Below are 23,888 nucleotides of genomic sequence, written 5' to 3' on the forward strand. Positions count from 1 at the left end.
TAAGCTTTCTGCCGTCTTTTATTACTAATCTCTATTTGGTGTTGGTTTCATTGTTGGGAATAATATTACGTCTCTTATAGATGGTGAATCTGTAAGGAACATTACTAATCTATCCATTCCCATTCCCATTCCCCCTGTAGGAGGCATACCTATTTCAAGTGCATTTATGAAGTCATCATCCATCTGATATGCTTCATCGTCACCCAATTCTCTTTCTTTAAGCTGCTGCATAAATCTATCCTTTTGTACTATAGGATCATTAAGCTCAGAATATGCATTACATATTTCTCTACCATATATAAATCCTTCAAATCTTTCGGTGTACTCTGGATTTCCTCTCTTTTTCTTTGTAAGAGGTGAAATTTCTACAGGATAATCACATACAAAAGTAGGCTGTATTAGCTTCTTTTCACCATATTCTTCAAATAAAGCGTTTAGAATGTCTCCCTTTGTACAATCTTTTAATTCCTTCTTTAACTCTAATTTCTTTTCTTTTGCAATTTCCCTTGCTTCCTCATCAGTCTTTACTGTAGAAAAATCTATTCCAGAATGTTCTTTAACTATATCCACCATAGTTACTCTTCTCCATGGAGGTGTTAAATCTATTTCCGTTCCTTCATAAGTTATTTTTGTAGTTCCATTTACTTTTTGACATGCATATGCAACCATATTCTCCGTAATTTCCATCATATCATTATAATCAGCATATGCTTCATATAATTCAATCATTGTAAACTCTGGATTATGTCTTACGTCTATTCCTTCATTTCTAAAGTCTTTACCTATTTCGTAAACTTTTTCAAATCCACCCACTATTAATCTTTTTAAATAAAGCTCTGTAGCTATTCTTAAATGCATATCTAAATCAAGAGCATTATGGTGTGTTGAAAACGGCCTAGCAGATGCACCACTAGCAATAGTTGACAATACAGGTGTTTCTACTTCTAAATAATCCTTATTATCCAAGAACTCTCTTACAGCCTTTATAATTGCTGTTCTTTTCATGAATGTTTCTCTTACATCTTGATTTATAATTAGATCTACATATCTTTGTCTATACTTTAAATCTGGATCTTTAAGTCCATGAAACTTTTCAGGAAGAGGTTTTAATGATTTTGCAATAAGCTCAAGCTTAGTTACATGTAAAGTAATTTCCCCTGTCTTAGTTTTAAAAACTTTTCCCGTTATTACAACGAAATCTCCTATATCGAAGGTTTTAAATTCTTTTAATTTCTCTTCTCCAACATCGTCAATTTTAAGATAAAGTTGTATTTTGCCGTATCTATCATATATGTCGGAAAATCCTGCTTTACCGTGAACTCTTTTCGACATAAGTCTTCCAGCTACAGTTACAATTTTATCCTCTAGCTCATCATAATTATCAACGATTTGTTTTGATGTGTGTGTTCTTTCAACTTTATATACATCAAAAGGATCCTTTCCTCTTTCTTGTGCATCGGAAAGTTTTTGCCTTCTCTCTTTTAAAAGATCGTTCATCTTAGCTTCTTCTTTTGCTTGAAGCTTAATTGCCTTCATTTCTTCCTTTGTCAATTGCTTTTCATCATTTGACATTACTGTATCCCACCTCTACTTAATAGCTAATATTTTATATTTATCAACACCATCAGGCACATTAACCTCTATCTCGTCTCCTACCTTTTTACCGATAAGAGCACTGCCAACAGGTGATTCATTCGATATTTTGTTTTCTATAGGATCAGCTTCTGCAGAACCTACAATCGAAAACTCGATTTCCTCGTCAAATTGATAATCTTTAACCATTACCTTTGACCCAACACTTACAACATCATTTTTGAGCTCACTCTCATCAATAACGTTAGCATTCTTCAGCATATTTTCTATTTGGGCTATTCTTCCCTCTACAAATGCCTGATCATTTTTAGCTTCATCATATTCTGAATTCTCACTTAAATCACCAAAAGAAAGAGCTACCTTAATCTTCTCAGTTATTTCTTTTCTTTTTGTAGTTTTTAAATATTCTAATTCTTCCTCTAATTTTTTTACGCCTTTATAAGTAATAACATATTTTTTTTCCTGACTCATTGTTTTTCTCCCCTCTACAAAAAATTGAATCATACCCCAGATTATTGTAACAGTATATATTGAGGTAATTATAAAACAGCATTATTGCATTGTCAATATATATTGTTTTATATATGTTTATTCCTGTGCATAATTTTAATTACAATTTTTAAAGAAAATCTTTTCTATACTGCTCAAGAATACCAATAACCTCATCACTGCTTTCCTCTGAATTTATTAAACATTTTATATCTGTACAATTTTTTAGTGATTTTATGTACCATGCTATATTTTTTCGCATTTCACGTACTGCTTTTTTTTCACCATAATATTTTACTGCTTCTTTATAGTGAAATATACACATATCTAATTTTTCAACTGGAGTAGGTTTTATGATTTGCGTTGAATTAATCGCAGCTTTTATCTCTCTAAATATCCATGGATTTCCCATTGCAGCTCTAGCAACCATCACACCATCACAATTAGTATATTCTAACATTCTAACAGCATCTTCTCCTGATACTATATCTCCATTTCCTATTACAGGTATACTAACTGATTTTTTGACCGCCTTTATTATATCCCAATCCGCTTTTCCTTCATACATCTGAGCTCTTGTTCTTCCATGGACTGTTATCATGTCTGCTCCTGCATCCTCTATTACCTTAGCAAATTCTACAGCATTTATATTATCTTCATCGAAACCTTTTCTAAACTTTACGGTTACAGGTTTATTGGAAGCTTTTTTAACTGCTTTTACAATCTCATATGCTAGCTTAGGGCTTTTCATAAGTGCAGATCCTTCACCATTTTTAACTATTTTATGAGCAGGGCATCCCATGTTTATATCTATAATGCAAATTTTATCATCTTCATTGAATTTTTCACATGCCTTTGCCATTATATCTGGTTCACTCCCAAACATTTGAACTGCAGCATACTCTTCTTCATCTGATATCTTCATGAGTTCTTCTGTATTTTCACTTCCATAGTAAAGAGCTTTTGCACTTACCATTTCCGTATATGTAAGATCTGCTCCCATACCTTTACATATCTTTCTAAATACTATATCTGTTACTCCTGCCATCGGTGCTAAAAACACATTTCCTTCAAAACTAAGATTACCTACCTTCATTAGATCACCTTAACTCTATTTTTTTCATATATTATTCTGAGCCCTTCCAAAGTTAAAAAAGGATTTATTACATCAACATTTTTAGCCTCTTCACTTATAAGTTTTGCAAGACCACCTGTCGCAACTACAAGAGGTTCTTTTTCTCCTTCCTCCTGCAGTTCTTCCTTCATTCTTTCAACTATGTATCTTACCTGACCTATGTATCCATAAACAATTCCAGATTGTATACTTGAAATAGTATTTTTACAAATAGCATACGCTGGTTTTATGAGCTCTACTCTTGGAAGCTTAGCTGCCTTTTCAAAAAGAGCCTCTGATGAAACTTTAATTCCAGGGCATATTGCTCCACCAAGATAATCTCCATTTTCTCTTACTGCACAAAATGTAGTTGCTGTTCCAAAATCTATTATTATAAGAGATCTTTTATAAATTTCATGTGCTGCTACAGCATTTACAATTCTGTCGGCTCCAACTTCTTTAGGATTATCGTATTTAATATTAATTCCTGTTTTTATTCCAGGTCCAACAACTAATGGATTTATCTTAAAGTACTTTCTTATCATATGTTCTAAAGAATACATGATATTAGGTACAACAGAGGATATTATTACTCCCTCAACTAATGTTGGATCGAGCTTATCTTGTTGAAATAAGTTCATTACTTGAATTCCATATTCGTCAGCAGATCTTAATACATCTGTTGATAGTCTCCATTCAGCTGTAAGTTTCGTATCATTGTATATTCCTAACACTATATTAGTATTGCCAACATCTAAAACTAAAATCACTTTTAATACACTCCTTAAAAATAAGAGCAGCATAAAAGCTGCTCTCTTATTTCAAAGCACTTATATTGAAAAATTCAATAAAGTTATTTTATCAATTTCAAAATGTATGGTCAAGTAAATTTTAAAATAAACCTACTATAGAGCCATCTTCAAATATATCCATTTTATTTGCAGCTGGAGTCTTTGGAAGTCCTGGCATAGTCATGATATTTCCGGTTTGAACTACCACAAAACCTGCTCCATTAGATACTCTTACTTCCTTAACATTTATAGTAAAGTTAGTTGGTCTTCCTAAAAGAGCTGGATTATCAGATAAAGAATACTGTGTTTTCGCAACACATATAGGGAGTTTATCCAAATTAAATTTCTCAATTTCTTTTATCTGTTTGTTTGCTTGAGGAGTATACTGAACTCCATCTGCTCCATATATTTCTTTAGCTATTATATCCATTTTTTCTTTTATACTTAGCTTTTCATCATATAGATACTTAAAATTGCTCTTTTCATTTTCTAAAGTGTCTAAAACCTTATTTGCAAGATCTGTTCCACCTTCTCCGCCTTTTTCCCAAACTTCTGTAAGCGATACCTTTACTCCCTGTTTACTACAGTATTCTTCGATGCATTTTATTTCTTCTTCACTGTCTGTTATAAATTTATTTATTGCAACAACAACAGGCACACCGTATTTCTTTATATTCTCTATTTGTTTACCTAAATTTGATAGTCCTTTTTCAAGAACCTTTGCATTTGGTTTACTTAAATCCTCCTTTAGTGCACCACCGTGATGTTTAAGTGCTCTAATTGTTGCAACTAATACAACGCAATCAGGGTTTAAGTTTCCGTACCTACATTTTATATCTAAGAATTTTTCAGCTCCTAAATCTGCACCGAAACCTGCCTCTGTAATAACATAATCTCCAAGCTTCAACGCCATCTTTGTAGCTAAGATACTGTTGCATCCATGGGCTATATTTGCAAAAGGTCCACCATGAATTATAGCTGGAGTATTCTCAAGCGTTTGAACCAAATTAGGCTTCATTGCGTCTTTCATAAGCATAGCCATAGCACCTTCAACTTTGAGATCCCTACAATATACTGGATTCCCATCCAAATCATAGGCTATTAGTATCTTTCCCATTCTCTCTTTTAAATCCATAAGATCATTTGCCAAACAAAGTATAGCCATTATTTCAGAAGCAACTGTTATCATAAAACCGTCTTCTCTTGGAAAACCATTTACTTTTCCTCCAAGACCAACTACTATACTTCTAAGAGCTCTATCATTCATATCCATAACTCTTTTAAATACTATTCTTCTTTGGTCTATTTTCAAACTATTTCCTTGGTGAATATGGTTATCTATAGCTGCGCAGAGTAAATTGTTTGCTGAAGTTATAGCATGCATATCTCCAGTAAAATGAAGATTTATATCTTCCATTGGTACTACTTGAGCGTAACCGCCTCCAGCAGCTCCTCCTTTAATACCAAAAACAGGTCCAAGAGAAGGTTCTCTAAGTGCAATCACTGTATTCTTGTTCATTTTGCATAGGGCTTCCCCAAGTCCCACTGTAACTGTAGATTTTCCCTCACCAGCTGGTGTAGGATTTATAGCAGTAACCAACACCAATTTACCATCTTGTTTGTTCTTGTTTTGTTTCAATACATCTAGCGATATTTTACACTTATATTTACCATATAAATCAATATCGTCTTCATTTAAACCAATCTTCTCTGCTATTTTTACTATAGGTTCCATTTTAGCTTCTTGAGCTATTTCAATATCAGTTTTCATGAGTTAAATGCACCCCTTTTTATATGTAATAAACTTAAAATATAAACTACTTATATTAACCTTTACTATTATACCATAATATAGTGAAAAAAATAGCGATAAGTTAAGAGAATGGTAATAAGTTTATTATTTCAATAATATTATTATCCATTCTCAAATTACTTATCGCTATTTTAGTATATTAAGCATTTTCAAATATTTCTTTAAACTCATCAGCTTCTAACTTTTCTTTTTCAAGTAAAGCCTTAGCTACTGCATCAAGTTTTGACATATTATCTTTCAATAGATTCTCAGCTTTAGTATATGCTTCATCTATTAATTCCTTAACTTCATTGTCTATCTTAGCTGCAATCTCTTCACTAAAGTTTCTACTAGTTCCAAGATCCCTTCCAAGGAATACTTCGTCTTGATCCTTTCCAAAGGTTATAGTTCCAAGTTTGTCGCTCATTCCGTATTCCATAACCATTTTTCTAGCTATACTAGTAGCTCTATCTATATCATTTTTAGCACCAGTACTAATATCTCCTATTACTAACTTCTCAGCTATTCTTCCACCAAGAAGCCCAACCATTTCATCTTTAAGTTTATTCTTAGACATGTATGAACTATCCTTTTCAGGAAGATGCATTGTATATCCACCTGCCATACCTCTAGGAACTATGCTTATTTGATGAACTGGGTCAGAGTAAGGTAAAAGTTCCATCAATACAGCGTGACCTGCCTCATGATAAGCTGTGATCTTTCTATCCTCTTCACTTATTACCCTGCTCTTCTTTTCTGGTCCTGCAATAACTCTTGTAGTTGCTTCTTCAAGTTCTTCCATTCCAATTATAGGCTTTTTATTTCTTACAGCCAAAAGTGCTGCTTCATTCATTAAATTCTCAAGATCTGCACCTGTAAATCCAGGTGTTCTCTTAGCTAAAACATCTAAACGTATTGAATCATCTAAATTCTTATTTTTAGAATGAACTTTAAGAATTTCTTCTCTTCCTTTAACATCTGGAGCACCAACAAGAATCTGTCTATCAAATCTACCTGGTCTCAAGAGTGCATGATCTAATATGTCAGGTCTATTGGTAGCTGCAAGTATTATTATACCTTCATTTACTCCAAAACCATCCATTTCAACAAGAAGCTGATTAAGAGTTTGTTCTCTTTCATCATGTCCTCCACCTAGTCCTGCTCCTCTTTGTCTTCCAACTGCATCTATTTCATCTATAAAAATTATGCATGGAGAATTCTTTTTTGCCTGCTCAAATAGGTCTCTTACTCTAGAAGCTCCTACACCAACAAACATTTCAACAAAGTCTGAACCTGATATACTGAAAAATGGCACACCTGCTTCACCTGAAACTGCTTTTGCTAAAAGTGTCTTACCAGTTCCAGGAGGACCAACAAGAAGAACTCCCTTAGGTATCCTAGCTCCCATTTCAATATACCTCTTAGGCTGTTTTAGAAAATCAACTATTTCTTCCAATTCTCCTTTTTCCTCATCAGCCCCCGCAACATCTTTAAAGGTGACTTTTTGCTTTAAATCATCAGGTGATGACATTTTTGCTCTACTTTTTCCAAAGCCCATTACGCCTTTACCTGTACCACCTTGTGTTTGCTGCATGAAAAGCACTAATATTACAACCATAGCCAAAATCATTATTATAGTTGGCATCCAACTTATCCAAACAGGTATATTGGCTGGTGCGGCATATGATTCACCTATTTCACCATTAGTAGGATGATCCGCAAGAAATTGATTGAGTCTTTCTAAAGGCACGATAGTTTCAAAAGATGAACCATCTTTATATTTACCATCAACTGTCATCTTATCGTCTTTCATTTCAAAACTTTTTATATTATTTCCCATATACTGCTTTTGAAATTGATCAAAGCTTACAGTATTAGTAGCCTTACCACCTTGCACTAGCATCAAAATAGTAAAAATGACCACTAAAAACACTACAATCCAGACCGTAGCACTAGAAATTTTTTTCAATCTAGGCCCCCCTCTCTATGTATATAATTGTGTTATTTAAAGATTGTATCATAACAAAAAACTGTTTACAATATAATATTCCATTAATTATTCATATATTTCATCTTTTAGTATCCCAATATATGGGAGATTTCTGTATTTTTCTGCATAGTCAAGTCCATATCCAACTAGGAAATAATCTGGCACTATGAATCCTGTGTATTTTACATTTATTTCAACTCTTCTTCTTTCTGGTTTATTAAGTAATGTAATTATTTCTATGCTGTTTGGTTTCTTCCCTGATATATGTCCCATAAGATATTTTAGTGTTACTCCTGAGTCTATTATGTCTTCAACTATCAAGATATCTTTTCCCTCAACATCTGAATCTAAATCTTTAAGTACCTTTACAATTCCAGATGTTGATGTGCCATTACCATAACTTGAAACTGACATGAAATCTATAGCACAAGGAATGTCAATGTATTTTACAAGGTTACCCATAAAAACAACAGAACCTTTCAAAATACCAATAAGTATAAGATCCTTTCCTTTGTAATCCTCACTTATCTTTTTGCCAAGTTCCTTAACTTTTTCGTTTATTTTCTCTTCGTCAAGCAATACTTCTTTAATGTCTTCTCTCATTATTATTCCTCTCTTTCAATTTTTATTTCTAATATTTTTTTAGTGTTGTTATCTATTTTAAATTTTTCACTTATTTTAAACCCTGTTATCCAAGCTATTTCACCACCAAAACATATGAGAGGAATCTTATTTCTTTCTTCTCTAGGTATTTTTAAATTTATAAATATATCCTTTAGTTTTTTATTATTTTTCATACCAAAAGGCATAAACTTATCTCCTTCAGATCTGTACCTTAAAGTTATATATTTTCCCGCTTTATCTGCATCAAAATATTTTACATTTTTGTTTCCCTCTAGTCTTATATCTTTTGAATTATGTATTAACCTTATTCCTATAATTAAATTTTCCTCGTGTACAGAATTAAGTTTATCCATATGAAGATTATACTCTTTTTTACCTATGCAGCTTTCATCTTCTTTTATCCTAAGGCAAATATCACCATAGTTATTATATGCCCTCATATTATTGGGTAGATTTATTTGCTTTCCTGTAGTATTTTTCTGGCATCCTATAATACTGTCAATGTGTTTCTTCTCAAGATTATACTTACTATTGACTAAATAAAATACAGCTCTTCTTATAATTCTTGATAGTATTGCCGTATCATTCGAAAATGCCTCTTTACTTATTATAACCTGTTTTTCACATTCATTACAATACAACTTATACTTTGATTTTGCAAGTTTTTCTAAATAATCATTGTCAATGGTAACAAGCTCTCCTAATCTGTTTAAAGCACCCACTATATCCTCATTAAAATTCTTCACTATATATGGTATTAAATCTAAGCGGATTTTATTTCTATTATAATCCCTCTCGAGATTAGTAGCATCTATCCTAGGCATAAGCTTTTCATCTTCACAATACTTTTCTATGGAAGATCTTCTAATTTCAATAAGTGGTCGTATATAGTATCCATCTCTAACAGGCCTTATTCCCTTAATTCCTTCTGTTCCTGTTCCTCTTATTATTCTCATCATTATAGTTTCAGCTTGGTCGTTTGCATTGTGTGCAATAGCTATTTTATTTGCCTTAAACCTTTCTTTAACCTCCTCAAAAAATGCATACCGAATCTCTCGTCCTGCCATTTCCGAGGATATCTTTTTTTCATGTGCTATTTTATTTACGTCTACTCTTTTCACATAAAATTGTATATCTAGTTTCTCACAAAATTTTTTCACATACTCTTCATCTTTATCTGCAGCTTCACCCCTAATACAGTGATTAACGTGTGCAGCGCAAATGGATGTATTAAATTTATCCTTAAGCTTAAATAGTATATGAAGGAGACAAATTGAATCTGGGCCTCCTGAAACTGCTACAACAATTCTATCGTTTTGTTTAATCATAGAATTTTTTTCTATGGTATTGATAACATCATTTATCAACAAAAACACTCCCATAATATATTTATGCTTTATAATTATATCATATTTTTACAAATACTTTACCTCAAATTAAAAATTAATATAAGCTGTATACTTTAGAAATTATTATGGTTATATCATCCTTTGCTTTTCCACCAGAAAGTTCTATAGCTTTTTTTAGCATAGCTTCTCCTAACTCTTTAGGCTTATTTGCACTACTATTTTTAAGAAAATCTATTATCCAATTTACTTTTCCAGCATTCTCGTCATCATAATTAACTACGCCATCACTTATCATTACTATCATGTCTCCATTTTCAACCTTCTTGTGATTAACCTCCATATCAACTGTATCAAGTACTCCTATAGGAAGTGTCTTAGCATTTATAACTTCAATTTTATCTTTTTTCTTTATAAAACTTGTTACTCCTCCAACCTTTATAAATTCAGCATCACCAGAGTATAAATCCACGCTACACAAATCTACCGTTGAAAATTTCTCATCTTCTTCAAATTTAAGCGTCATTATAGAGTTAACTGTATTTATAGCCATAGTTCTATTAAGACTTGATTCATTAAATTTTTCTATTAAATCAATAACTGCTCTACTTTCTTTTTCCGCTTGAACTCCATGTCCCATACCATCACTTATTATTATATTATAGTTTCCATCTTTTCCTTTTCCAAAGCTATAACTATCGCCATTTACCTCTTCACCATCTTTGCAAGCTCTTACTATTTGTGAGGATATATAATACTTAGGCGTCTCCTCAAAAGTAACACTGCATAAATTAGTTTCTGGACATATACTGCATCCATCATCTCCTACACACATAAGCGTTCCTACAGCCTCATTAATAACTGGAAGTACATGTTTAACACAAATCTGTCTTCCCCCACACGCTTCCATTGTAAGCTTTACAAGATTTCTGTTTCTTTTATCATTTACACACATTATATCCTTATATGGTATCCCCATCTTATTTAGCAATCTTATTATTTTCTCCTCTACATCAACATTAAACTTTAATTCATTGCTAAATTCATCTATTATATTCTCAACAGATGTACCTATATTCTTAACCTGAGCGGACATAAATTCTCTTCCACTGCATACCTGCATTCTCCACATCTCGTTCATTATATAGTCATTTATTATCATGTCCGTATGCTTTATAAGCTCTTTTCTCCTGACACATTTTCTCTCAATCTCATCAGGAATTTTATTTATACCCTCCTGAAAATTTTGTATAAGCTCTTCGAAGGCTGCATAAGTATAATATATCTCTCTTTTCCAGCATATTGAGTTCATATTACACTTTCCGCATACTCTATCGGCCAAATTTTCAACTAGTCTGCAACTCTTATTCTTCATTGTAAGTTTGTCATTGTCAGCAAGATTATTTAGGGTAGTAGACATTGTAAACAAAACTTCTGAAAAATTCTCAAGCTTTTTAACAAAAATATCCTTCATCTTTTCAATATATCTATTAGTAATATCTGATTGCTTTCTATCCCAATTAAACTCACACTCCATTTTCTTGTAAAGCTTATTAGGTATCCCCGCAAATATAATACATGTTATAGCTGCTTCCATTAGGCTAAAATCAACATGATTCTTACAATAAATAATTATTATCAAAAATATAATAAGATATACTCCTGCAGTAATCCACTTTCCAAAATCCTTAAAAACTCCTGCTATAAATCCTAAAAATCCAAATACTCCTATATAAATCATTACATCGCTGCTATTCATACCAATGATTGCTCCAATAGCAATACCACCAGCTGCTCCTGCTGAACTTCCCTCTATATATGAAATAGCAATTACAAAAACCATAGCTAAAACGTTTCTTATCGATACATTATAAATATCAAAATTTCTTGTTCCTGAAATAACTAAAGCCACCAAAACTGACATGCTTATTATCTCTTCATTTGTAAAAAGATGTTTTGTTCTTATGTTATCAAGGCATATAATTCCATACCTAATAATATAATATACTGAACAAACACATGCTATCTCAATTAAAGTAAATATAAGTGCTGATTGTACTGTTAATTTTTCAACAAGTATTTTAAACATAATAAATTCTATCAATAAAAATATTGCCGAAGTTACTAACTTCTTTATATCTTCTTTTTCTTTCATAACCACCATAAGCAGCGTAATAATAATTACACCAATCTCATACATAACGCTATCTTTCACTTCACCGCTAATCGATATATAACCAACCAAACTTCCCACAGCTGCTAAAAACGAAGCTTTATCATTCTTCTTATATATTAAAACGCATGCTAAAAAAGCTATTCCGAATGGTACCATAGAATTTATCATTACAACTCTACTTATAGCAAATGAACTCACTGCATAAATTAATACTTTTAATATAAATAGTTTTTTTATATTTTCTACTTTTGTATCTTTTTCTGATTTAGGTGCTCTTTCATATGTAATAACTTCACTATTATATAGCATATCAACATCCCCAATCTATAAACCACATATTATTCTATTTCAAATAGCAATATGTAAGTAATTTCCATATCCAGTTTATCTCCTATTATATCAAATGCTTTTGGAAATGTTTGTCAATTGTTGGATGTTTATTTTATTTTTTTTAAGACATTTATCCCTACAATAATTTATAAAATTTAGTTAAAATAAAATTCTACATAACATAAAAAAGAAGCTTTCACATACTTGTGAAAGCTTCTTGACTTGGTAGCGGAAATAGGACTTGAACCTACGACACTTCGGGTATGAACCGAATGCTCTAGCCAGCTGAGCTATTCCGCCATATTATGGTTGCGGGGACAGGACTTGAACCTGTGACCTTCGGGTTATGAGCCCGACGAGCTGCCAGCTGCTCCACCCCGCGATATTTATATTGGTGCCGAAGACCGGAATCGAACCGGTACGATGTGATTAGCATCGCAGGATTTTAAGTCCTGTGCGTCTGCCAGTTCCGCCACTTCGGCATGTCACTCATCAGCGACAATAACTATTATATCCCATAGCTATATAGATGTCAACAATAAATTTAAATTTATTAAATAAAATTTTATATATTAGTATTTTAAAACACTTATTTCTTTCATCAACCAGCTTTTATCAAGGCTTATACACTATCGTAATATAATATAAAATATTTAATCTTCTATCTCTTTTTCTGTACTTTTTCACAAGAAAAAATAAAACACGGATTTTATCCCGTGCTTAAATTCATATTTTAATTAATGACTTGTGTTTTTCTTATATCCTCTTGTTCTTGAATCTTGATGCCTTTTTAAATCCTGGAATTTCTCTTCACTATCCTTCAAAAATCTTGATAGCTTATCTTCAAAATTAACGGCATTTTGAGTATTTTTCTTTTCCCAGTCAATTTCAATAGGTTTAACTGATTTTTTGTGATCAATAGCTTGCTTTATTGATAAACTTATCTTTCCATTATCATCTACTGAGAGAACCTTTACTTTAACTTTATCTTTTTCTTTTAAATGATCATGTATATCCTTAACGAACGAATCAGCTACCTCAGATATATGAACTAAACCTGTTTTACCATCAACCTCCACAAATGCACCAAAATTAGTAATGTTAACAATAGTACCTGTTAAGATACTTCCTGCCTTTAAGGTCATATAAAAAGACTCCTCCTTGATATTTATTGTGTATTATTATATTTTTACTTCTTACTATCTATTACAGGGATTTCGCCTTGTTTTATAAGACCTAATTTTTCTCTTGCAAGCTTTTCAGTATAACTATCAGTCTTAGATAATTTGATTTCATCCTGTAATTTTTGATTTTCCTTTTTCAAACCGTCAATATTCTTTTGACTTTCTGAAATGTTTTTATTTATCCTGTTTATGGTTATTTGTTGATTTACAAAAATATAGCCCATATTAATCAATACAATAAAAAAAACTATATATTTGATTTTTGAACTCAATTTCATTTTTGTACTCAATTCCCCTTCAAGGTTATAAATTTTATTAAAACACCTATATATATATTTTAAAAGCTTTTTGTCTTTTGTTCAAGATATTTATGTTTATTTTTTGCTTAAAAATAAACACTCAAGAATATATATAATAAATTTAAACAATATTCTAACACATTTTAGAAACTGATTAAGGAATTTCCTTATGACACTCACAAACAGAGGACTTATAAATTTAATATAAAAGCATAATCCAAGTATTATGAACACATATACATACGCATTTATGTAAGCTTCATTTGTGTACAGTAAAAACACGAAAACTACTATAGCATCTAGAACTAGAAATAATATATCTTCCAAAAAAGTCACAATTTTATTAGGATGTTCACATACAAGCAAAACCCTATATACATCGAATAACAATGCTGCTATAACTCCAGCAACAAAATTAGATATAAAAAATATTAATTGTTCATAAATTGATAAAATCATATTTATACCCTATTTAAACAATCTAGATATTATACTATCTTTTTTATTGGAGGATTCATTACCGCTGTATACGCAGGCATTTATAGTTCCAGTTATAGCTATATCACCATTTTGAACATCTAATTTATTCATTTTAAGCTCTCTGCCTTTTATTATAAGTGATCCTAAATTAGTATTAAGAACTATTTGTTCATCATTAAAATTAACAACTTCACTTACTCCTGTAAGTAAAAGTCTTTTTCTATTTTCTATAGTCATTAAACTTTTTTTACCGCTTTGTGCGTTTAATTCCTTTTTAACTTCCATATAAATTACCTCCTATCCCACTTTTTAATATATATGTGAGATAGAAAGATTTTATAACATTAAATTTCCTCACCACTAATTACTTCATACATCTTTTTTGCATCTTCTTTAAGAGCATGATTGGTAATGTTAACTACTTTTGCTTTAAAGACTTTGCTTGCATATCTTATTTCTATTATATCATCTTCTTCAACGTCTGTACCAGGCTTTGCTACTTTGCCATTTATAGATACCCTTCCGCTTTCACAAGCCTCTTTAGCAACAGTTCTTCTCTTTATTATCCTTGAAACTTTTAAATATTTATCTAACCTCATACTAATCCTCCGATAAAAAGTATAGTATTAAATCTTATATAAAATCTTAAAAATCCCGGTTAATAACCGGGATTTCCAATTTTAAGATAATTATTTATTAACTCTTTCCTTAAATTCTTTTCCTGCTTTAAAAACTGGAACAGTAGAAGCTGGTATTACTATCTCCTCTTTTGATCTAGGATTTCTTCCCTTTCTCTCTGCTCTTTCTCTAGTTTCAAAAGTACCGAAACCTACTAATTGAACTTTTTCATGTTTCTCTAAAGTTTCTTCAACACTTTCTATAAATGCTTTTAATGCAACTTCCGCATCTTTTTTTGTTAATTTACTTTTCTCTGATATACTAGTGATTAATTCAGCCTTATTCACTTTTGTTACCTCCTTAAATTTTAAGAGTATGCTATAACCATATAAGCATATTCTGCATATAATATAAAAATCCTTCTTTTAAAGGACATTTTTATTGAATTTTTAGTTTTGCTTCATCCCATAAAGCATTCATTTCCTCCAAAGACATGCTCTCAATTTTAAGATTTTTATCCTTGGCTGCTTTCTCTATGTAATAAAAACGTTTAATAAATTTGTCTATAGTATAATTTAATGCAAACTCACTATCAATGTCAAGGAGTCTAGCAATATTTACTACAGAAAAAATTAAATCTCCAACTTCTTCTGCTATTCTATCCCTTATTATCCCTTTATATACATCTTTTACTTCGCGAGTTTCCTCTAAAACTTTATCTAGCGCCTCTTCAACATTACGAAAATCAAATCCTACTTTTGAAGCCTTTTTTTGAACTTTTTCAGCCCTTATAAGAGCTGGTAAAATTTTGGGTATGTGTTTCATTTCTTCAGTATAAGAATTTAAATCCTGTTGTTTTCTTTTTATTTCGTCCCACTTTTGTAAAACTTCAGTAGAATTTTTTATTTGCTCATTTTTAAAAACATGTGGATGTCTTTCTATCATCTTGTTACAAATCCCTGAAATCACATCATTTATGTTAAAGTACCCTTCATCTTTACCTATCTTGGCATGAAAAACCACCTGAAATAATACATCACCTAACTCTTCTACCATCATATCATCATCGTTTTTTTCAATTGCCTCAACAGCCTCATAGCATTCCTCTATAAGCGCCCTCTTTATTGTATCATGGCTCTGTTCCCTATCCCACGGACAACCATTTTCTCCTCTAAGTATTTCCATTATATTTAACAAATCGTAAAAATCCTTATTGTTATTAATATCACAAGGAACATACACTGATGTTAGATAATCTATATCACTTTGTCTATCCAATTCATATAGAGGTATTTTTCTAACGCTCTCTTCATTTTCGATTCCAGCTGCTCTCACGAAATAAATCTCCGTATCGTCTTTATAATACTCCAAAAGAGCTAGCTTTACATCAGAAGCTATAAAACTATTATATACTTGAGTAATGACAATTCCAAGCCTCTTATCCAAAATTTGATTTTTAATATCAAAGGCATCAACTATTTTAAGACCTTTCACCGGATCAATCTTAAGCGATTCCATCAAGGCATCTATAAAGCTTACAGCTGGAACTATATCAACTTTTATATTTTCTTTTTCACATAATTCTATTAATATCTGCACTGATTTCTCTGCAACAAGAGGATGACCTGGCACAGCATACACTATATCTTTAAGCTCCTTAGCCTTACTAACCAAATCCCGGGCTATAAAGTCATATACCTCATCAAAGCTTTCGCCTGTTTCGTACTTATCATCATATGTACTGTACTTTATACCAATTTCATCAAAATACTCTACCACTGGATGCTTTTTAGTCCTAAAGAAAATATTTTGTGAATTTTTAACTGCCTCAAGTGTTCCGAGGGTCAGTGCATTTTTCGAGCCAGGCCCAAGCCCCACTACTTTAATCAATATTAAATCCTCTCCCTTCACCTAAAACTTTTAAATCTAGTTTTTATTCTCTTATAATCGAATACACCAAACAGAATAATAAATATAAAATACACTATTATTCCTGAAAATACTGATATACCAAAGCTAAGTAACATATTCATAGTTTTAGTATAAATATTCATATATAAGAACATAACTCCTATAATCATCAAAATAGATGCGTACGCCGGTTTCATTATTATATCATACCATTTTATTTTAAAATTACAAATTATTTTAACAGCAATTACATTCAATATACAGGATAACATATATCCACTAATAGTGCCAATAACTGCTCCGTAAACATTGAACATCTTTATAGGAACTAAATAGTTATTTATTACCACCTTAAGAATACAAGCCAAAAACAGATTTATGACAGGGATAGCATATTTTTTAACTCCCTGAAGCACCGATGTAGTCACCTGTGAAAGTACGATAAAAGGTATACTAATACTTAAGTATTTTAGTATATCTCCACCACTTGAATGTCCAGGAAATATTATTGTCATAACTTGATTAGACATAAAAAATAAACCCGCAAAAGATGGAATAGCTATTAACATTGACATCTTTAGAGCTGATTCTATTCTACCTTTTAATTCATCCATTCTATTAAGTACAAAAGCCTCTGAAATAACTGGCATAAGAGATGTACATAAAGCAATAGAAAGTGTAAGTGGAACATTAATAAGTACAAAAGCCTTACCTGTAAGCTGACCATATAATTTAGTTGCCTCACTATAGTTAAATCCAGCTTTAATTAGGTTTTGTGGTACTAATATGGAATCTATAAGACTCATTATACTGCTAACTGCTGATCCTATTGATATTGGTATTGCTATGTATAATAATTCACTTAATATTTTATAATTTCTTCCTGTCTTTACGCCCTTAAACTCACTTTTAGCTCTAGTATATTTTATGAATAAATATACACCAGCAATCCCTGCCCCAAATACTGCTCCAAAAGCCGCTCCCCCTGCAGAGTACTCTATTCCTTTTGGCAAAAGTATGTATGCAAGTCCAACTCCTACTAAAACTCTTCCTATTTGCTCAATTATCTGTGATACTGCGGTAGGCACCATATTCTGCATACCTTGAAAAAAGCCTCTAAATGAGCTTACCAGGGATATTATAATCGGCGCTAATGATATGCCTATTAATGAATAGTATGATTTCTCATTCCAATTAAAAAAATGAACCAACTGTCTTGAAAAAATTATTAGAAATAAACTGAAGCCTCCACCCATAATTAGCATAAGCAAAACTGCCTTTTTTAAAACTAGAATAATGCCTTCTCTGTCATTAACAGCATTTCTTTCTGCAACCATCTTTGAAATAGCAACTGGTACACCTGAAGCTATTGCTATAAAAAACATATACAAGGGATATGACATTTGGTAGTAACCTATTCCCTCATCACCTATAAGCATAATAAGAGGCCACCTAAAACACATCCCTAAGATTTTTGCAAATATACCTGTAATACCTAATATTAAGGTTCCTTTTATTAAAGTTTGCTTTTTCATTAATAATACCTCCAAATTCTCTATAAATATATTAATATTTATAATTTGAAGGTATTATTACTTTATTTATTTTATTGTTCCATTTGCTTTCCAAGGAATGATGCAGCAGTTTCTGCCATTTTTGTTTCAAGATCTCCAAACTGGACTCCCTCATCACTTGAAAAAATAATTACTGCCCCTACTGCATCACCTTCTGCAAGTATAGGGGATATGATTTGTGCCTTGTATTTATCTAAGGAATCATCTCCATCGTATACAGGAATGCTCTTACCCTCCTTTGACATATTAAATGTCTTCCTTTGATCCATTACAGTCTCTATTTCATTGCTGATTCTCTTATCATTATACTCTTTTTTAGCACCACCACTTACCGCTATTATGCCATCTCTATCACATATGATAACCGTGTGACCAATAGATGCATTAAGAGATTCAGCATATTCTTTTGAAAAATCACTCAATTCATTTATTGGAGAATATTTTTTTAGAATTACTCCCCCTTCTCTATCTGTAAATATTTCTAAAGGATCCCCTTCTCTTATTCTAAGAGTTCTCCTTATTTCTTTTGGTATTACAACTCTCCCCAAGTCATCTATACGTCTAACAATACCTGTTGCCTTCATATTATTCCCTCCTAAGTTTATGTAAAATATTTTTACATTTATAGTATCCAACTTATCTTGAAATTTTATGCACATACATTTACTTATTTTTCATAGGATAAAATTCAAATAAAAAAACGAGAAGATAAATCTATATTTCACCATAAAAAAGCAGAAATACTCGCTAGAGAGTATTTCTGCTTTTTATTGATAAAATGAGTTTAATCTTCTCATCTTCACAATTTATATTACCTATTTGTTTGCATTACATAAGGTTTTTTTCATTTTTGTCTATATTAGCTTGACTTTCCCATTTCTTTAATGTTTTTTGATATACGCTTTTTTGTTTAGTGCTTAAAACAGTTTGTTTAATATCATCTTTAACGCTGTTAAAATCTTTTACTGGATATTCTGTTTTCTTTATACACTTTATTACATGCCATCCAAATTGAGTGTGTACAGGAGCACTAACTTGATTATCATTTAATTTTAAAGCTGCTGCCATAAAAGTTTTATCATAGTTACTGTCATTTTCCTGAATGTCTCCTAAGTCTCCACCCTTTTCTTTTGATCCATCTGTTGAGACTTGCTTTGCTACAGTTGCAAAATCCTCTCCTTTATCAATTCTTGCCTTTACAGCTTTTGCTTCTTTTTCAGTTTTAACTAATATATGTGCTAAATGTACTGTATTAGGGCTTTGTGTATATGAATTTTTATGAGAATCATAATACTTCTTTGCCTCATCATCAGACACCTTAACATCTTTTACTACTTGCTGTATCAATTTATTAGAAATAGCTCTATTTTTTAACTGATCTTTAAATTCAGCTACTGTATATCCATATTGTGATAACTGACTTTTAAATTCGCTTTCTGTCTTAAATTCTTGCTGATATTGAGCATATACATCATCTACATTTGTTTTAATTTCATCCTTAGTCAAAGTTATTTTCTGATCTTTTGCCTTCTTTAAGAATATTTTTTGATCAATAAGACTTGTAAGGATCTGTTCCTTTTGTTTTTTTAGTGCCGCAACTGCTTCTTCATTTTTTTCATAACTATCTCCATACTGAGATTTTAATTGCTCAACAGTACCTTTTGCTAATTTGTCAATTTCCCCCCTAGTTATAGTTTGGTTTCCATAGATTGTTGCAACCACCTTTGAGTTTATAGCCTCAGGTCTTTTTTCTACCATGCTACATCCCACAGCAGAAAAAGTGAACATACCCACTAAAAGTGCAGTAGCTATTTGTTTTGCGCTTTTCATTTTTATACCCCGCTTCTTATATTTTGTTTTTTTACAGGTATTTAGTTTAGATTTCACCATGCATCGATTCTGCAAACCTTAGAATATGCATAATTGAAACTCCTTACTAGAACCCGCATATTAAATTGTAAACTTATTTGTTTAACTTTTTTTGTTTTTCCAAATAAGATTATAAGCCATTTTTAACATTTATTATTTTTTAACTTATAACTATAATTTTACCATAAATTTAATTTGTTTCAACTAGAGATTTCATATATTTTAAGAATTTTTGTAAATTTTCTAACATATCTTCCCTCTTTACATCTTTTAAATTATACAAAATCACTGGATTATCGCCCATTTTAAACAAAATAGACTTACTGTAATTCTTAAGCAGTCCATTTATTAATTTTTTATTAACTCTGTCGTTGCTCTCAAATTTAATTTCAAGCTGAGTCATTTTATCCTTTATTTCCAGAATACCTAATTGTCTACCTATACTTCTTAAATAAGCTATAGTCATAAGATTATTAACTGACTGTGGTATTGAAGAAAATCTATCTTCAAGCTCTTCTTTTACATCCATCATTTCTTCGTAGGAATCTATTGCTGCTATCTTCTTATATATTGATATTTTCAAAGTTTCATCTTCAATATATAAACTTGGTATATACGCATCTACTTTTAAATCCACAGTGGTTTCAACAGGTTCATTTTGAATTTCACCTTTTATTTCCTTTATAGTATCTTCTAACATTCTACAGTATAAATCATATCCTATAGTAGCCATATGTCCATGTTGTGCAGATCCCATTATATTTCCAGCGCCTCTTATTTCGAGATCTCTCATTGCAATTTTGAATCCGGATCCCAGTTGAGTAAACTCTTTTATTGCTTTAAGCCTCTTCTCTGCAACCTCTGTTAAAATTTTATCTTTCTTGTAAGTAAAATAAGCATATGCCATCCTATTTGTTCTACCAACTCTTCCTCTAAGCTGGTAAAGTTGAGAAAGCCCCATCTTATCAGCATTATAAATTATAAGGGTGTTTACATTTTGTATATCAATTCCAGTCTCTATTATAGTTGTACAAAGTAATATATCATAATTTCCTTCCATAAAATCAATCATTACTTTTTCAAGTTCTCTTTCAGACATCTGCCCATGAGCTATTGCAATTCTAGCTTCCGGTATAAGCTTCCCTAAATTAGCAGCCATTTCCTTTATTGACTCCACCTTATTGTACACAAAGAATACTTGACCATCTCTTCCAATTTCCCTCATTATCGCATCTCTTATTAATTGATCATTGTATTCTACTACATAAGTTTGTACCGGATATCTTTCTTCTGGAGGCGTTTCAATTACGCTTATATCTCTAACTCCTGTAAGTGACATATGAAGAGTTCTTGGTATAGGAGTTGCTGATAAAGTTAAAACATCTATATTCTTCTTAAATTTCTTAAGCTTTTCCTTATGAGAAACTCCAAATCTTTGCTCCTCGTCTATTATAAGAAGTCCCAAATCCTTAAAAGTAATTTCTTTATTTAAAATTCTATGAGTTCCTATTATTATATCAATGTTTCCTTCTTTTAAGGCTTTAAAAGTTGCCTTCTGTTGAGCTTGACTTCTAAACCTACTTACCATGTCTACCTCGACAGGAAAATCCTTAAATCGTTTTTTAAAATTATTATAATGCTGTTCTGCAAGTATTGTTGTTGGTACAAGAAAAGCCACTTGTTTCCCATCCATAACTGTTTTAAAGGCAGCTCTTATGGCGACTTCTGTTTTACCGTATCCAACGTCTCCACATATAAGCCTATCCATGACTTTTCCACTTTCCATATCATTCTTTATTTCATCTATTGCAAGAAGTTGATCTTGTGTTTCATTATATGGGAATTCTTCTTCAAACTGCTTTTGCCAAACAGTATCCTTTGAATATTTAAAACCATTAACAGTTGTCCTTACTGCATATAATTTTACAAGTTCCTCAGCTATCTCATTTATGGACTTCCTAACCTTATTTTTAGCCTTAGTCCATTCACTACTTCCAAGCTTATTTACCTTAGGTACCTTACCTTCGCTTCCTATATACTTTTGTACTAAATCAAGTTGTTCTACTGGTACATACAATTTATCATCAACTGCATAGCTAAGCTCTAGATAATCTTTCTTATGCCCTTGAACTTCAAGCTGCTTTATGCCTTTGAATACACCAATACCATGATTAACATGTACAATATAGTCGCCAGGTTTAAGCTCTGTAAAGCTTTTAATCTTTCCTACACCTTTTTTATTTTTTCTTTTCTCTTTCTTCTTTTTAGCTGTTCCAAATATCTCCTTATCCGAAATTACACATAGCCTTATCTCCGGATACCTGAAACCTCTAAGCTGACTTCCAGGTGATATGACAACCTCCCCATAATCTACATTAAGAATGCTGTCTTTATACACACTCTCGATTCCCCTATCACCAAGCGTCTCAACAAGCCTTTGTCCCTTAGATTTTGTTCCACATAATATAACCGTTCTATACTTTTCCTCTTTCAATTCCTTTATATCATTAATGAGCAGATCCATTTGTCCCTGATAACTTGAAAGAGTGATTTCTTCAAATGCTATTCCAGTCCTAAAGTTATTATTAGCTGCTCTTCCTATAGATTCTAAGTTTATTCTTTTTTCTGTTTTTAATATTTCATATATATTTTCCTTAGAAACTATTATATTACCTTGCTTTGGAAGGATATCTCCTCTTTCAAGGAAGTTTTCATAATTTTGCTCAAATTCACAATATACACTATCTATCTTTCCTTTACATCTTTCATAATTGTCTACAAAAATGATAGAGTTCTTAAGATAATCAAAAAAACTAGATGTATTATCATAAAAATATGGAATAAAAGTATCTATAGTTTCAAATCCAGCTCTTTCTTTTAAGGCTTCAAGATTATACTCCATGGTTTCTTTAAGCTTATTATAGCTTTCTTCATTATTGCCCTTAAGTCTATCAAGCGACTGATTCAATTCATCTTTAATAGCCTCATATCCTTTATTCAATGCTTCATCAGTAAGTATTATCTCTTTTGCTGGGAAAACTTCTATCTTATTTACCTTTTCTATACTCCTTTGTGATTCAGTATTAAAACTTCTTATTGATTCTATTTCGTCACCAAAAAATTCAATTCTATAAGGAACATCATCTATAGGAGAATATATATCCACTATACCTCCCCTAATAGAAAATTGTCCCTTAGCATCTACACTTTCAACATGCTCGTATCCACATTGAACCAACTTTTTTTGAAGTTCTTTTGCCTCAACCGTATCACCTAAGGTCAGTTTAAAGGTATATTCTTTATATAACTCTACAGGCAAATAAACCGCTGCTAAGTTTTCAACAGAGGTTACTATTATTTTCTTACCTCTAGACATCATTTTTCTTATAACCTTTAATCTTTCCCACCTTAAATCTCCAGATACAGCATATATATTATAAAAGACAACTTCTTTTGTTGGAAGATAATATACGCTTTGTGTGTAAAATAATAGATCTTCATATATCTTCTTAGCTTCCGAGTCACTGTCTGTAATCACCAAAAAAGGGTTGTCTAATTCTTCATACAACCCACTTATTAAATAACTTTTTCCCGATTCAGAAATTCCGGACAATTCCATAGGAAATTCATTACTTTTTATTTTATAAATAGCATCTTGAAATTTATTACTACCTTTCAGAGGATGCATAAGCCCATCAAGTCTCATTT

20 protein-coding genes and 3 tRNA genes are annotated in these 23,888 nt (G+C 31.5%); all 23 read right to left on the reverse strand.

The window, feature by feature from the left end; genetic code table 11:
* Window positions 1-24 precede the first annotated feature (24 nt).
* The 23 genes from lysS to mfd all read right to left on the reverse strand — a co-directional run bounded on the left by lysS (window position 25) and on the right by mfd (window position 23,886).
* Window positions 25-1,572, reverse strand: a complete 1,548-nt coding sequence (lysS, locus tag CA_RS16445) for a lysine--tRNA ligase (protein ID WP_010966473.1) — start codon at window positions 1,570-1,572, stop codon at window positions 25-27.
* Window positions 1,573-1,587: 15 nt separating this feature from the next.
* On the reverse strand, window positions 1,588-2,064 hold the full coding sequence (greA, locus tag CA_RS16450; protein ID WP_010966474.1) for a transcription elongation factor GreA: 477 nt from the start codon (window positions 2,062-2,064) through the stop codon (window positions 1,588-1,590).
* Between the two features lie 148 nt (window positions 2,065-2,212).
* Window positions 2,213-3,178 (reverse strand): tRNA dihydrouridine synthase DusB, encoded by a 966-nt coding sequence (gene dusB / locus CA_RS16455; protein WP_010966475.1) that lies wholly within the window; start codon window positions 3,176-3,178, stop codon window positions 2,213-2,215.
* Window positions 3,178-3,966 (reverse strand): type III pantothenate kinase, encoded by a 789-nt coding sequence (locus CA_RS16460; RefSeq protein ID WP_014519040.1) that lies wholly within the window; start codon window positions 3,964-3,966, stop codon window positions 3,178-3,180. The genes dusB and CA_RS16460 overlap by 1 nt, the downstream gene beginning before the upstream one ends.
* A gap of 121 nt (window positions 3,967-4,087) precedes the next feature.
* The gene (locus tag CA_RS16465) at window positions 4,088-5,758 is read right to left on the reverse strand and encodes a formate--tetrahydrofolate ligase (RefSeq protein ID WP_010966477.1); all 1,671 of its coding nucleotides are present in this window, start codon (window positions 5,756-5,758) and stop codon (window positions 4,088-4,090) included.
* Window positions 5,759-5,939: 181 nt separating this feature from the next.
* Complete coding sequence (gene ftsH, locus CA_RS16470) at window positions 5,940-7,748, reverse strand: ATP-dependent zinc metalloprotease FtsH (protein WP_010966478.1); 1,809 nt, start codon at window positions 7,746-7,748, stop codon at window positions 5,940-5,942.
* Window positions 7,749-7,835: 87 nt separating this feature from the next.
* Window positions 7,836-8,372: a hypoxanthine phosphoribosyltransferase gene (gene hpt, locus CA_RS16475; RefSeq protein WP_010966479.1), complete on the reverse strand. Its 537-nt coding sequence runs from the start codon at window positions 8,370-8,372 to the stop codon at window positions 7,836-7,838.
* A gap of 2 nt (window positions 8,373-8,374) precedes the next feature.
* Window positions 8,375-9,760: a tRNA lysidine(34) synthetase TilS gene (gene tilS / locus CA_RS16480; RefSeq protein WP_010966480.1), complete on the reverse strand. Its 1,386-nt coding sequence runs from the start codon at window positions 9,758-9,760 to the stop codon at window positions 8,375-8,377.
* Window positions 9,761-9,836: 76 nt separating this feature from the next.
* Window positions 9,837-12,224, reverse strand: coding sequence for a stage II sporulation protein E (gene spoIIE, locus CA_RS16485; protein WP_010966481.1), 2,388 nt, complete (start codon window positions 12,222-12,224; stop codon window positions 9,837-9,839).
* Between the two features lie 244 nt (window positions 12,225-12,468).
* Window positions 12,469-12,545 (reverse strand) — tRNA-Met (locus CA_RS16490).
* Window positions 12,546-12,551: 6 nt separating this feature from the next.
* Window positions 12,552-12,627: transfer RNA gene (locus CA_RS16495), tRNA-Met, on the reverse strand.
* A gap of 10 nt (window positions 12,628-12,637) precedes the next feature.
* A tRNA-Leu gene (locus CA_RS16500) sits at window positions 12,638-12,727 on the reverse strand.
* A gap of 255 nt (window positions 12,728-12,982) precedes the next feature.
* Window positions 12,983-13,390: a S1 domain-containing RNA-binding protein gene (locus CA_RS16505; RefSeq protein WP_010966482.1), complete on the reverse strand. Its 408-nt coding sequence runs from the start codon at window positions 13,388-13,390 to the stop codon at window positions 12,983-12,985.
* 44 nt (window positions 13,391-13,434) lie between these two features.
* Window positions 13,435-13,707: an FtsB family cell division protein gene (locus CA_RS16510; protein WP_010966483.1), complete on the reverse strand. Its 273-nt coding sequence runs from the start codon at window positions 13,705-13,707 to the stop codon at window positions 13,435-13,437.
* A gap of 96 nt (window positions 13,708-13,803) precedes the next feature.
* Complete coding sequence (gene yabQ, locus CA_RS16515; RefSeq protein WP_010966484.1) at window positions 13,804-14,187, reverse strand: spore cortex biosynthesis protein YabQ; 384 nt, start codon at window positions 14,185-14,187, stop codon at window positions 13,804-13,806.
* Between the two features lie 9 nt (window positions 14,188-14,196).
* On the reverse strand, window positions 14,197-14,493 hold the full coding sequence (gene yabP / locus CA_RS16520) for a sporulation protein YabP (protein WP_010966485.1): 297 nt from the start codon (window positions 14,491-14,493) through the stop codon (window positions 14,197-14,199).
* Window positions 14,494-14,552: 59 nt separating this feature from the next.
* Window positions 14,553-14,807: an RNA-binding S4 domain-containing protein gene (locus CA_RS16525; RefSeq protein WP_010966486.1), complete on the reverse strand. Its 255-nt coding sequence runs from the start codon at window positions 14,805-14,807 to the stop codon at window positions 14,553-14,555.
* A 90-nt stretch (window positions 14,808-14,897) separates the two neighbouring features.
* Window positions 14,898-15,173, reverse strand: a complete 276-nt coding sequence (locus CA_RS16530) for an HU family DNA-binding protein (RefSeq protein ID WP_010966487.1) — start codon at window positions 15,171-15,173, stop codon at window positions 14,898-14,900.
* Between the two features lie 91 nt (window positions 15,174-15,264).
* Window positions 15,265-16,716 carry a nucleoside triphosphate pyrophosphohydrolase gene (gene mazG, locus CA_RS16535; protein WP_010966488.1) on the reverse strand — a complete coding sequence of 484 codons (1,452 nt, stop codon included), beginning with the start codon at window positions 16,714-16,716 and terminating at the stop codon, window positions 15,265-15,267.
* A gap of 17 nt (window positions 16,717-16,733) precedes the next feature.
* Window positions 16,734-18,272, reverse strand: coding sequence for a putative polysaccharide biosynthesis protein (locus tag CA_RS16540; RefSeq protein WP_010966489.1), 1,539 nt, complete (start codon window positions 18,270-18,272; stop codon window positions 16,734-16,736).
* 71 nt (window positions 18,273-18,343) lie between these two features.
* Window positions 18,344-18,895: a stage V sporulation protein T gene (gene spoVT / locus CA_RS16545; protein ID WP_010966490.1), complete on the reverse strand. Its 552-nt coding sequence runs from the start codon at window positions 18,893-18,895 to the stop codon at window positions 18,344-18,346.
* 244 nt (window positions 18,896-19,139) lie between these two features.
* Complete coding sequence (locus CA_RS16550; protein WP_014519041.1) at window positions 19,140-20,141, reverse strand: peptidylprolyl isomerase; 1,002 nt, start codon at window positions 20,139-20,141, stop codon at window positions 19,140-19,142.
* Window positions 20,142-20,370: 229 nt separating this feature from the next.
* The gene (gene mfd / locus CA_RS16555; protein ID WP_010966492.1) at window positions 20,371-23,886 is read right to left on the reverse strand and encodes a transcription-repair coupling factor; all 3,516 of its coding nucleotides are present in this window, start codon (window positions 23,884-23,886) and stop codon (window positions 20,371-20,373) included.
* Window positions 23,887-23,888 lie beyond the last annotated feature (2 nt).

The sequence above is a fragment of the Clostridium acetobutylicum ATCC 824 genome, from assembly GCF_000008765.1.
Taxonomy (GTDB): domain Bacteria; phylum Bacillota; class Clostridia; order Clostridiales; family Clostridiaceae; genus Clostridium_S; species Clostridium_S acetobutylicum.

Excerpts from the sequence above, each read along its gene's own strand:
- yabQ (WP_010966484.1), bottom strand. The coding sequence starts at position 14,187 with ATGATTTTATCAATTTATGAACAATTAATATTTTTTATATCTAATTTT.
- dusB (WP_010966475.1), bottom strand. The coding sequence starts at position 3,178 with ATGAAGGTAGGTAATCTTAGTTTTGAAGGAAATGTGTTTTTAGCACCG.
- CA_RS16510 (WP_010966483.1), bottom strand. The coding sequence starts at position 13,707 with ATGAAATTGAGTTCAAAAATCAAATATATAGTTTTTTTTATTGTATTG.
- CA_RS16540 (WP_010966489.1), bottom strand. The coding sequence starts at position 18,272 with ATGAAAAAGCAAACTTTAATAAAAGGAACCTTAATATTAGGTATTACA.
- CA_RS16525 (WP_010966486.1), bottom strand. The coding sequence starts at position 14,807 with ATGAGGTTAGATAAATATTTAAAAGTTTCAAGGATAATAAAGAGAAGA.
- CA_RS16505 (WP_010966482.1), bottom strand. The coding sequence starts at position 13,390 with ATGACCTTAAAGGCAGGAAGTATCTTAACAGGTACTATTGTTAACATT.
- greA (WP_010966474.1), bottom strand. The coding sequence starts at position 2,064 with ATGAGTCAGGAAAAAAAATATGTTATTACTTATAAAGGCGTAAAAAAA.
- spoIIE (WP_010966481.1), bottom strand. The coding sequence starts at position 12,224 with ATGCTATATAATAGTGAAGTTATTACATATGAAAGAGCACCTAAATCA.
- lysS (WP_010966473.1), bottom strand. The coding sequence starts at position 1,572 with ATGTCAAATGATGAAAAGCAATTGACAAAGGAAGAAATGAAGGCAATT.
- yabP (WP_010966485.1), bottom strand. The coding sequence starts at position 14,493 with ATGGAAGTTAAAAAGGAATTAAACGCACAAAGCGGTAAAAAAAGTTTA.
- spoVT (WP_010966490.1), bottom strand. The coding sequence starts at position 18,895 with ATGAAGGCAACAGGTATTGTTAGACGTATAGATGACTTGGGGAGAGTT.
- CA_RS16465 (WP_010966477.1), bottom strand. The coding sequence starts at position 5,758 with ATGAAAACTGATATTGAAATAGCTCAAGAAGCTAAAATGGAACCTATA.
- mfd (WP_010966492.1), bottom strand. The coding sequence starts at position 23,886 with ATGAGACTTGATGGGCTTATGCATCCTCTGAAAGGTAGTAATAAATTT.
- hpt (WP_010966479.1), bottom strand. The coding sequence starts at position 8,372 with ATGAGAGAAGACATTAAAGAAGTATTGCTTGACGAAGAGAAAATAAAC.
- CA_RS16550 (WP_014519041.1), bottom strand. The coding sequence starts at position 20,141 with ATGAAAAGCGCAAAACAAATAGCTACTGCACTTTTAGTGGGTATGTTC.